The sequence below is a fragment of the Shigella sp. FC1567 genome, from assembly GCF_001743015.1.
GTDB lineage: Bacteria > Pseudomonadota > Gammaproteobacteria > Enterobacterales > Enterobacteriaceae > Escherichia > Escherichia coli.
Genome location: NZ_MIIV01000461.1, coordinates 1 through 243 on the forward strand (window position 1 = coordinate 1; position 243 = coordinate 243).

General features: G+C 50.2%; 1 protein-coding gene. It reads right to left on the reverse strand.

Translation table 11 applies throughout. The features are described 5' to 3' along the window. Positions 1 to 8: 8 nt before the first annotated feature. Positions 9 to 243: integrase core domain-containing protein (locus tag BHE85_RS28500; RefSeq protein ID WP_146628009.1), on the reverse strand; the 235-nt coding region annotated here is incomplete at its 5' end.

Below are 243 nucleotides of genomic sequence, written 5' to 3' on the forward strand. Positions count from 1 at the left end.
TGAAGTGGTCAACAAAAACTGGCCACCGAGTTAGAGTTTTTCCAGTATCGATTTTCCGATTCGTTTGGGGGGAACCCACCGTTATATTCGTGCGGTCTTAGTGCGCTGTAATATCCAACGATATAGTCCGTTATGGCGTGAGCTGCCTCGCTGAAGCTTACGTAACCCACCACCGGCATCCATTCGTTCTTCAGACTCCTGAAGAAGCGTTCCATTGGGCTGTTATCCCAGCAGTTTCCGCGC